The sequence below is a fragment of the Kitasatospora sp. NPDC094016 genome, assembly GCF_040304045.1.
GTDB lineage: Bacteria > Actinomycetota > Actinomycetes > Streptomycetales > Streptomycetaceae > Kitasatospora.
The window spans coordinates 35897-46280 of the sequence record NZ_JBEOUK010000060.1 but is presented as its reverse complement, the minus strand read 5'-3'; the positions used below and the strand labels follow the sequence as shown (position 1 = coordinate 46280).

Genomic DNA, 10384 nt, shown 5'->3' with positions numbered 1-10384 from the left:
CGGTCCGACAACCGCTCACTCGCAGGCGACTTGACCTGCCCCACTCTCGCCACACCACAACCAACGAGACAGGCACCCCAAAGTCACTGGCATTGGGCCTAGGACGCCAGCAGCGAGGTCAGCCGCCCGGCCAGCAGGTCCCAGCGCCAGGAGCGTTCCACCCAGCGCCGTCCGGCCTCGCCCATCCGCCGCCGCAGCTCCTCGTCGCCCAGCAGCCGGACGATCCGCTCGGCGGCCGCGGCGGCCGAGCCGCCCGGCACCACGTACCCGGTCTCGCCCTCCAGGACCGCGTCCGGCGCGCCGCCGGAGTCGCCCGCGACCACCGGCAGACCGGTCGCCGAGGCCTCCAGGTAGACGATGCCCAGGCCCTCGACGTCCAGCCCCCCGCGCCTGGTCCGGCAGGGCATCGCGAAGACGTCCCCGGCCCCGTAGTGGGCGGGCAGCTCCTCCCACGGCACCGCGCCGGTGAAGCGCACCGAGGCCCGGACCCCCGTGGCGTCGGCCAGCTTCTCCAGGTCCGCCCGGTACGGGCCGCCACCGACGATCAGCAGCACGGCGTCCGGCACGTCGGCGAGGATCTGCGGCATCGCCTCGATCAGCGTGTCCTGGCCCTTGCGCGGCACCAGCCGGGAGACGCAGACCACCACCGGCCGGTCCGCCAGCCCGAGCCGGCGACGCACCTCGGCGCCCCCCGAGCCCGGGTGGAAGGTCGTCTCGTCCACGCCCGGCGGCAGCTGCACCATCCGGGCCGCGGCCTGCGGCCCGACCGCGCCCGCGATCCGGGACCGGGTGTACTCCCCCAGGTAGGTCAGCACGTCGGTGCCCGCGCCGATCCGCCGCAGCAGCTGCCGGGCGGCCGGCAGCTGGGCCCAGGCCGCCTCGTGCCCGTGGGTCATGCCGAGCAGCCGCACCGCACCCGCCCGGCGCAGCGCGGGCGCCATCAGCCCGAGCGGGGCGGCGGCGCCGAACCAGACCGAGTCGCACTTCTCCGCCCGCAGGATCTCGGCGGCCCGCCGGGTGACCCGCGGTGTGGGAACCATCACCTTCGTCCGGTCCCGGATCACCGGGAACGGCTGCTCGGCGTCGAAGCGGGCCACCTCGCTGCCGTCCCGCCAGGTGGAGGCGTACACCACGATGCTCCCGGCGGGCTGACGTACAGCCATGTTGTGCACGAAGGCCTGGATGCCGCCGGGGCGGGGCGGGAAGTCGTTGGTGACGATCAAGGTTCGGTGCATTCAGGCCACGGCTCGCTTGTCGGGGGGTGCTCGGTGTACCGCTGGGTGATCCGTACGATAGGTCAACACCATGACCCGCCGGGAACGGATCCGCGCACGGCAACCGTTTCACCCCCGGGTCAGTCCTAGTACCTAGGCGGCCGGTGGCGGCCCGGCCAAGCGTGCCGCGCCCGCCCCTCCGACCGCCCGGGCGTCCGTCGCGCGGCGCCTCCGGTGGGACGTCCGAGACGAACGAGGGAGCGCAGTGGAGTTGGCCCCGGCCACCGAGTCCGGTACACCCAGCGGCGCCGCCGGCCCCGGCCCGACGCCGGCCGCCCGGCAGGAGCCGGCCCGTGCCCCCGGCCGCCCGTTCGGGGCGCTCGCCGCACTCGGTGCCACCTGGCTGGCCACCCGGACGGTGCTGGTGCTGCTGATGACCGGCGTGGTCAAGGGGCTCGGCGGGGACATCACCGCCGACGTCTGGATGATCTACCACGCCTGGTACGGCGTCCTGCAGACCGGCACCTTCCCGTTCGACGACGTGACCTGGCAGTACCCGCCCGGCGCGGCCCTGGTGATCCTGCTGCCGGGCCTGCTGCCCTGGTCCTACCTGGTCTCCTTCTGGGTGATCTGCGGGATCGCCGACGTCGCCGCCACCGCCCTGCTGGTCCGCACCGGACTGCGCCGGGGCCGGGCACTGACCGGCGCCTGGATGTGGGTGGTGGCCGTACCGCTGCTCGGCCCGATGGTCTACAACCGGCTGGACATCATCGTCACCGCGATCGCCCTGGCCGGCCTGCTGGCGCTGATCCGCCGCCCGGCGATCGGCGGGATGCTGCTCGGCCTGGGCGGGATCATCAAGATCTGGCCGCTGCTCGCCCTGATCGGCACCCCCTCCGGCCGCCGCACCCGCCGCGCCTGGACGCTGGCCGCGGCCACCGCCGTCTCGGTGGGCTTCCTGCTCGCGGCCGGGATGAACGGCGCCTTCGGCTTCCTCGCCTTCCAGAAGGAGCGCGGCATCGAGGTGGAGTCGCTCGGCGCGCTGCCGCTGCACTTCGCCCGGCTCGCGGACGCCTGGGACGGCAAGGTCACCATGAACTACGGCTCCCCGGAGATGCTCGGGCCGTGGGTCCCCGTGATCAGCAAGGTGATGATGGCCGGCACCGTGCTGGGCTTCGCCTGGCTGCTGCTCTGGCGCTTCACCGCCAAGCGCCGCAACGCGGCCACCATGTACGACGCGGCGCTGAGCGCGCTGCTGATCTTCACCGTCACCAGCCGGGTGATCAGCCCGCAGTACCTGGTCTGGCTGATCGGCGTCGCCGCGGTCTGCCTGACCGTGCGCGGCAGCAGCCAGCGGCCGGTGGCCCTGCTGATCCTGCTCGCCTGCCCGCTGACGCTGGCCGAGTTCCCGCTGATGTTCAGCCGGATCCTCGCCAGCGAGCCCTGGGGCGTCACCGTGCTCAGCCTGCGCAACCTGCTGCTGCTGGCCGCCACCGTGCTCTCCTGCGTCCGGCTCTGGCGCGCCACCCGCGGCCCGGCACAGCTCCCGGCGACGGTGGTGCTGGCCAAGCCCGAGCCGGTGCCCGCCGGCGCCTACCCGGTGCGCCCCGGCATCGCCTACGAGCAGGACCTGCTGGACGGCATCGACCGGCCCGGCACCCCGGTCAGGCAGCGGCCCGGTACCCCGGTCAGGCAGCGGCGCTGAACGCCGCGCGCGCCGTCAGGCCCGGTCCGGCCGATCTTGCCGGGCCCGCGACACCGGACACGCCCTAATCGCGCAGCGCGGCCACCTCGTCCAGCCAGAGCCGGGTGAACTCGGCCAGGCCGACGCCCGGTCCGGCCCGGAGCAGCCGGTCGAGCCGGCGGTCCCGGTCCTCCCCCTGCCCGTCGGCCGCGCCGACCGCCCGGTAGAACGCCACGAGCCGCTCGGGCCCGTAGCGCCGGGCGATCAGCTCGCAGGCGAGCCACGCCTGCTCGTACGCCTGGGCGATGCCGTCGGCCCCCGCGGTGAAGTCCCGGTCGGCGGGCAGCGTGCTGGGCAGCCGGCCGGCGGCGACGTCCCGGGCCAGCTCGGGGGCGATCTGCTGCGGGCGCCGGCCGGAGTCCCGGTAGGCGGTCCAGTCGGCGACGCCCTCGGAGAGCCAGAGCGGTGTCCAGGCCCGGGTATCGGCCCTGGTCGCGACGTGGGTGGCCTCGTGGGTGACGACCACCTGCCGACCGAAGTCGCTGAGCCGCCCGAACGTGTCGGGGTTGACCAGCACCCGGTCGGCGGGGGTGTGCCAGGGCGCGCCGGGGGCGGCCGAGGTGACCGCCGCCATGCCCGCCCAGCCCGCCGGGTCGACCTCCAGCAGCCGGGCGAACTGCTCGGCGGTGGCGGGCACTTCGAGCAGTAGGCGGCCCGCCCAGCCGGTGCCCCAGACCTCGCTCACGGCGGGCGCGGCCCGGTCGGCCACCGCGACCAGACCGGCCGGGTCGGGCCCGTCGGCCAGACCGAGCACCAGGCAGTGCGCGCCCGCCGCGGACCGGGCGGTGCCGAGGTCCCAGAGCGCCGGGGGCCCGCTCGCGCTCTCCTCCCGGTCGACCCGCCAGCCGCCGCCGGCCAGGACCAGGTCGATCCGGCGCGGGTACACCACCGGGTAGTCGTCGTACCCGGTGATCCGGACCGCCAGGTCGGCGGCGGCCGTGAGCCGCTCCGGTCCGGCGTCCGCGCCGAGCACCAGGTTGCGGTAGCCGGCCTCGATCGCCGCCGGTCCGGACCAGGAGGGCAGCGCCCGGGCCCGCGCGTCCAGCAGCGCGGCCACCTCGGCCCGCCGCTCCGACGCCCGCCGCTCCGACGCCCGCCCGGCCGCGGAGGGGGCCGGGGCCGCCGGCGGCAGCGACAGCTGGGCCAGCCCGCCGGCCGCGAGCAGCAGCGCACCGCGCCGGGACAGCGTCCGGCGGGCGCCGTCTATCGGGTGGGGGGCGTCGGGGTCGGACGGTGCCGGGCTCAGAGCCGGACCACCCCCGCGACCGGCATCGCGTTGACGCTCTCGTAGCGGACCCTGGCGCCCGGGTAGGGGGCGTGCACGATCACCCCGCCGCCGGCGTACATCCCGACGTGGTGCATGTCCCGGTAGAAGATCACCAGGTCTCCCGGCCGCGCTTCGGAGAGGCTGACCCGCTGCCCGGCGTACGCCTGGGCCTGCGAGGTGCGCGGCAGGGTCACTCCGGCCTGCCGCCAGCTGTAGTACATCAGACCGGAGCAGTCGAAGGCTCGGGGCCCGGTGGATCCGTAGAGGTAGGGCGAGCCGATCATCCGCACCGCGGCGGCCAGCGCGGCCGCCCCGCGCTCGGAGGCGGGCGGGGCCGTGCCGAGGTCCAGCCGGTCGGTGCCCCGGGTGGCCCGCTGTTCGGCCTCCCGGGCGTCCTGGGCGGCCATCCGGGCCCGCTCGGCGACGCCCAGGCTGTTGAGCAGCCGCTGGGCCTTGGTGAGCCGCTGCTGGATCTGCTGCTTGCTGTCGGCGAGCGAGCGGCGGGCCTGGTCGAGTTCGGCGAGCTTGCCGGCGGTCTCGGTGCGGCGCTGGTCGAGCCGGCGCTCGCGGGTGGCCAGTTCGTGCAGAGTCTCCTGCTGCCGCTCGGCGGCCTGGCCGAGGGTGCGGGCCCGGGACAGGTAGCCCTCCGGGTCGGTGGAGAGCATCAGCTGGGCGGTCTGGGCCATGCCGCCGCCGCGGTACTCGGCGCCGGCCACGGTGGCGAGGTCGCCGCGCAACTGGTTGAGCTGGTCCTGGGCGACGGCGATCTCGCCCTGGAGGACGGTCGTCTCGCCCTGGAGCCGCTGCTGCGTCTCCTGGGCGGCGTTGTACTTCTCGGACGCCTGCTCGGCCTCGCCGTAGAGCTGCTCCACCTGCGCCTTGACGTCCTTGCGGGTGGGCGTGTCCGGCACGGCGGGGGCGGCCTGGGCGCTGCCGCCCGTCGTCACGCCCAGGGCGGTGGTGGCGGCCGCGGTCAGCACCAGCGCACGGGCGAGCAGTTGGGAACGACGGTGCACGGGCATGGCGGCAGCTGCTCCGATCCGGCGGTGGGGCCCCGCCGCCGCCCCGACGCGGGCGGCCCTGGAAGCGGAGTCCGGTGGCAGACGTTAGCGAGTCCGGGCAACCGAGTCCAAACCCCTGCCAACCCGAATATTTGACCCGCAATCGGACATTCGTCCGAGGAACCGGAAAAGCCGCAGGCCCGGCCTTCCGTGGTGGAAGGCCGGGCCTGGGAAGGCCTGCGCGGGGATCAGACCCGCACGACGGAGGTCAGCGGCATGTTGCTGACGGCCTCGTAGCGGACCGACGCGCCCGGCTTCGGCGCGTGCAGCACCTGGCCGTTGCCCGCGTAGATGCCGACGTGGTGGGCGTCCCCGTAGAAGATCAGCAGGTCGCCGGGCTGGGCCTGGGAGAGGTCGCTGCCGATCCGGGTGCCGGCGTGGGCCTGCTCCTGCGAGGTGCGCGGCAGCGAGACGTCGACCTGGTTGAACGCCCAGACCATCAGGCCCGAGCAGTCGAAGGAGCCGGGGCCGGAGGCGCCGTAGACGTACGGGCTGCCGATCTTGGAGGCGGCGATGGACAGCGCCGCGGCGCCGCGCGAGCTGCCGGCGCTCGGCTTGGTGACCGGCGCGGCGGGGGCCTGCGACGCGCTCAGGTCGGTGCGGCTGTTGTCGCGGGAGGAGCGGTCGGCGGCCTGCTGGGCCGCCGCCTGCTGCTGGGCGGCCTTCGCGGCGGCGTCGGCCTTCGTCTTGGCCTCGGCGGCGGCCTTCTCCTCGGCCGCGCGGATCGCCTGGCGCTCCTGCTCGGACAGGGTGTTGAAGAGGTCCTGCGCGGCCTTGAGCTTGCCCTGGACGTCGTCCTTGGCGCTCTTCAGCTGCTGGGTGGTGGTCTCCATCTCGGCGAGCTTGTCCTGGGCCTCGGAGCGCACCTGGTCGAGCTTGCGCTGCTCGTCCTGGAGCTGCTTGAGCTGGCCCTTCTGGGTGCCGCCGGCCTGGTTCAGCGTGTCGGCCTGGCTCAGGAAGGTGTCCGGGCTGGCGGAGAACATCAGCTGGACGGTCTGGGATATTCCGCCGTTGCGGTACTGCTCGCCGGCGATCTCGGCCAGGCCGCCCTGGAGGTCGGTCACCTGCCCCTGCTGCCGCGCCACCTGGTCCTGGAGGTCGGTGACCTGCTTCTGCAGCTGCTGCTGCTTCTCCTGGGCGGCGTTGAGCTTCTCGGTCGCGACCTCGGCCTGGTCGTTGAGCTGGTCGACCTGCTCCTTGACCTGGTCCTTGGTCGGCTGCGGGTCGGCGTGGGCGCCGGACTGCGCGGACAGCGCGACGGCCGCCGCGGCGAAGCCGGTCAGGATCGAGACCCGGGTGCGACTGGCGGGCTTGGGACGACGATGGGACGCCACGAAGGCGGACTCCTTCTTCCTACGCCGTCTACCGGGTGAGCTGACGGGTTCGGGCCGGAAGCGTGCCCTACGACGCCTCACGGCCGTTCCACCGGCCGACCTGGCGCCGATTCACCCCGGAGGAACGTGGTTCCCCGGCTCCGTTCGACAGCACCCCCGACTGCTGGGCTCCCCGTCGGGCAGGCACTGGGCCCGCCCCGCTGCGTCACGAACTCGACGGAAACCACCGCCGTCACCCTGGCTGGGCGATCGGGAGTGCGGTGGTTCGGGGCACGACCCTAGTAACTGAACCGTGATCCGTTCAAATCCTTGTCAGAAAAAAGACGGAAGAAGACCAAAGTTCTTTTGTGAATATGACACATAGTGATCACCGCCGCACGCAAAGCTGATCACTCTTCACCAGGGACTCGTGCTGCGGACAAAACCCGAACGCCACCCCCGGTCGGAGGGTGGCGTGGATCACAGGCCCGGACGGGCCCTTCGGGCGTGTCAGGACGTCAGACCCGGCGGATCGTGTTGATCTGCATCGCGTCGACCTTCATCACCTTCACCACGTCACCGGTGTGCGGCGCGTGCACCACCATGCCGTTGCCGATGTACATCCCGACGTGGTGCCGGTCGGGGCCGTAGATGACGAGGTCGCCCGGCTGGGCCTGGTCCAGCGAGACCTTGGTGCCGACGTTGCCCTGCTCCTGCGAGGTGCGCGGCAGCGAGACACCGGCCTGGCCGTACGCCCAGACCATCAGGCCCGAGCAGTCGAAGGTGGTCGAGCCGGTGGCGCCCCACACGTACGGCGAGCCCTGCTTGCTCATCGCCTTGGCGACGGCCACGCCCGCGTAGCCGCCGGCCTGCGGGAGGCTGCCGAGGTCGGCGCGGTCGCTGCCGCGCGAGGCGCGGTCGTCCTGCTGCTGCTGGGCCCGCAGCGCGGCGCGGTCGGAGGCGCTGAGCGAGTTCAGCAGGTCCTGCGCGGCCTTGAGCTTCTGGTTGACGTCCGTCTTGGCCTGGTTCAGGTCCTTGGTGGTGGAGTCGAGCGAGGCCAGGACGGCGGCGGCCTCGGACTTCTCCTGGTCCAGCCGGCGCTGCTGGTCCAGCAGGCCCTTGAGCGCCTCGGACTCGCTGGCGCTGGCCTGCTGGGCGCTGGACGCCTTCTCCAGGTAGCCGGACGGGTCGGAGGAGAGCATCAGCTGGACGGACGGGTCGATGCCGCCGGTGCGGTACTGCTCGCCCGCCACGCCGGCCAGGCCGGTCTGCAGCTGGGTCATCTCGTCCTGGCTGCGGGCCACCTTGTCCTGCAGCTGGTCGGACTGCTTGCGGAGCTGGTCGGCCCGCTCCTTGGCGCCGTTGTACTTCTCCGCCGCCTGCTCCTGGTCCTGCTGGAGCTGGTCGATCTGCGCCTTGACGTCGCTCTTGCTCGGCTGGGGCGCGGCGTGCGCGGCGACCTGCGCGGAGAGGGCGACCGCGGTCGCCGCGGCAGCGGTGAGCACGGAGACCCGGGCGCGGCTCGGCTGCTTGGGACGGCGGTGGGAGGCCAAGGGAATTGCTCCTTCTTCCATCGGCCTCACCCGATCAGGTGAGAATCCGGAAAATAGGTTTGACGCCACACCCTAGGGAAGATCCACGGGTTTTGCCACTCCCCCGAAGGCGTGAACTCCACTTCCCCCGCAGGCTTCACCCGATGTGCACACCACCGCAAACCGGGCGCTGACCAGGCGTCATCCCGCTGCGGCAGCCGTCAGGGCCGCGCCAGCCGGTTCAGCAGCAGAACGGAAGCCACGGGGCGCGCGCCGGCCTTCCGCACGCCCTCCGCGACCTCCCGGTCGGTGGACACCACCACCACCGGACGCCCCTGCGGTTCGGCCCGCACCAGACGGCGGATCAGCTCGTCCGCGGTCTCGCCGGTCCTGCTGAACCGCACCCGCACCCCGCGCGGTGGCGCCATGATCACCGGAACGTCCAGGTCCTGCCCGTCGAACACGCAGGTGACCTCCGCCTGCGTGCGCTGGGCCAGCATCGCCAGCCCGCCCAGCAGCCGGATCCGCTGCTGCTCCAGCGGCAGCGTCGGATAGCCCGTCTTGGTCACGTTGTAGCCGTCCACCACCAGGTGCACCTGCGGGATCGCCAGCAGCTGGTCCAGCAGCGCCGGATCGTCGTCGGCCAGACCGCGCCGGGCCACGTCGTGCGGCGAGGCCGCACCCGGCACCACCGCCTCCACCAGGTCCCCCGGCCGGATCTGGGAGACCGGCAGCGCCAACTCCCGCTGGAGCCCCTGAGCCGACTGCAGCACCGTGTCCAGCAGCAGCCGCAGCCGCATGTCCTCGACGCTGCGGCCCTCGCGGGCCGACCGGCGGCCCTGCTCGGCCGCCGTCTCCAGCTCGCCGACCCGGTGCCGCAGCCGCCGCGCCTCGGACTCCGCGGCGCCACGCTCGGCGGCCGCCTGCGCCCTCGCGGCCTCCAGCTCGGCGGTCAGCCGCCTGGTCTCGGCCTGCGCCCGGCGGGTGTCGCTCTCCAGCGAGCGCACCTTCTTCCGCAGCGACTCGGCCTCCCGGCGGACGTCCTCGGACTCCGAGCGCTGCCGCTCCAGGTCCGCCCGGGCGGCGGACCGCAGCTCGGCGAGCTCCGCCTGCAACTTCTCCACCAGCCGGGTGGCCTCGGCGGCCGCGCCCTCGGCTCCGGCCCGCTCGGCCTCCTCCCCGGCCTCGGCCACCAGCCGGCTCCAGCCGGCCGCCCGCACCAGGTAAGCCGCGGCGGCGACGTCCATCGGATCGGCGGCGCCCGGGACGCTGCCCGACTCCAACGCCTTCACCAGGTCCGGCTGGCCCAGTCTCAGCCGCTCCGCTATCCGCACCCGAAACGCCGGCTCCGACTCCAGCGCCGCGGCCAGCGCCGTGGCCGCGTACTTGGCCCGCCGGGCCGGGGTGAACTTGACGTACTGGCGCAGGCTCTGCGGCAGCTCGCCGGGCGGCAGCCCACCGAGCGCGTCCGAGGCCAGGCCGACCACACGCCGGCGCACGCCCTCGGGCAGCGGCCGGTCCAGCTTCTCGGCAGCACGCTCCGGCGCCACCTCGCCCGAACCCGCCACCTCGCCCGAACCCGCCGCCCCGCCGACGGCCGCGGGCTCGGACGGGGCCGCGTCGGCGGCCTGCGCCTGCGCGGCCGCAGCGGGCTGAAGCCCCTGCGCTTCGGCGGGCTCCCTCGCTGCGTCCACCACGTCCTCGGCTCCGATCCTGGTCCTACGGGGTCACGGCCCGCGGCCGCCGCCCTGTCGTCACGCTCCGTGCGTCCTGTCTGTATTGTCCCAGCGCGGCGGGCAGGCGCGCCGTGCACCCGCCCCCCGCGCCGTCGGGCGTCAGCCCTGCTCGGCGGAGGCCTCCGCGTTCTCGGCGCCCGGACGGGCCACCAGCTCGACCTGGTCCACGGCGTTGCACCAGCGGCAGCGCACCGACTCGATCGTCTCGCTCAGCACCTCGGTCTCCTCGACCTTGGACTCGCCGGCCAGGTCGAAGTGCAGGAACTCGGTGACCCGCGCGGTGCGGGTCACGTCGAAGCGGGTGAGGTTTCCGCACAGGGTGCAGCGCCAGCGCGTCTCGGCGGTCAGGGCGGGGACGGTCATCGGGGGTCCTCTCGGGTGGTCCCTGGGTGGGCTAGGCGCTCCCCCCGGAGCCCCGGCGTCGGCGGCGGGAGGCGGGATTGCCCGCCCCAAGCCTATTGCCTGAGGCAACCATCACGGCCACCGGTCAGGAGAACGAGCGGGCTAGTCCACCTGC

The 10384-nt window shown here is 74.0% G+C and carries 8 protein-coding genes and 1 riboswitch; of the genes, 1 reads left to right on the top strand and 7 read right to left on the bottom strand.

Annotation, left to right across the window (positions count from 1 at the left end):
• Positions 1-98: 98 nt before the first annotated feature.
• A complete protein-coding gene (locus tag ABT015_RS34695) occupies positions 99-1235 on the bottom strand; it encodes a glycosyltransferase family 4 protein (protein ID WP_350886375.1) in 1137 nt (378 codons plus the stop codon).
• Between the two features lie 244 nt (positions 1236-1479).
• Between ABT015_RS34695 and ABT015_RS34690 the strand changes: the two genes are divergently transcribed.
• Entirely contained in the window at positions 1480-2919 is a 1440-nt protein-coding gene (locus ABT015_RS34690) for a glycosyltransferase 87 family protein (RefSeq protein WP_350886372.1), read from the top strand.
• 64 nt (positions 2920-2983) lie between these two features.
• Here the strand turns inward: ABT015_RS34690 and ABT015_RS34685 are convergent, their stop codons facing one another.
• The 6 genes from ABT015_RS34685 to ABT015_RS34660 all read right to left on the bottom strand — a co-directional run bounded on the left by ABT015_RS34685 (position 2984) and on the right by ABT015_RS34660 (position 10230).
• Entirely contained in the window at positions 2984-4015 is a 1032-nt protein-coding gene (locus tag ABT015_RS34685; protein ID WP_350886370.1) for a hypothetical protein, read from the bottom strand.
• 185 nt (positions 4016-4200) lie between these two features.
• Complete coding sequence (locus ABT015_RS34680; protein ID WP_350886368.1) at positions 4201-5247, bottom strand: C40 family peptidase; 1047 nt, start codon at positions 5245-5247, stop codon at positions 4201-4203.
• A 227-nt stretch (positions 5248-5474) separates the two neighbouring features.
• Positions 5475-6620, bottom strand: coding sequence for a C40 family peptidase (locus ABT015_RS34675; protein WP_350886366.1), 1146 nt, complete (start codon positions 6618-6620; stop codon positions 5475-5477).
• A gap of 10 nt (positions 6621-6630) precedes the next feature.
• A riboswitch (cyclic di-AMP (ydaO/yuaA leader) is annotated at positions 6631-6780 on the bottom strand.
• A gap of 337 nt (positions 6781-7117) precedes the next feature.
• Complete coding sequence (locus ABT015_RS34670; protein ID WP_350886364.1) at positions 7118-8152, bottom strand: C40 family peptidase; 1035 nt, start codon at positions 8150-8152, stop codon at positions 7118-7120.
• Between the two features lie 200 nt (positions 8153-8352).
• On the bottom strand, positions 8353-9699 hold the full coding sequence (locus tag ABT015_RS34665; RefSeq protein ID WP_350886381.1) for an NYN domain-containing protein: 1347 nt from the start codon (positions 9697-9699) through the stop codon (positions 8353-8355).
• 267 nt (positions 9700-9966) lie between these two features.
• Positions 9967-10230: a hypothetical protein gene (locus ABT015_RS34660; protein ID WP_350886362.1), complete on the bottom strand. Its 264-nt coding sequence runs from the start codon at positions 10228-10230 to the stop codon at positions 9967-9969.
• Between the last annotated feature and the right edge of the window lie 154 nt (positions 10231-10384).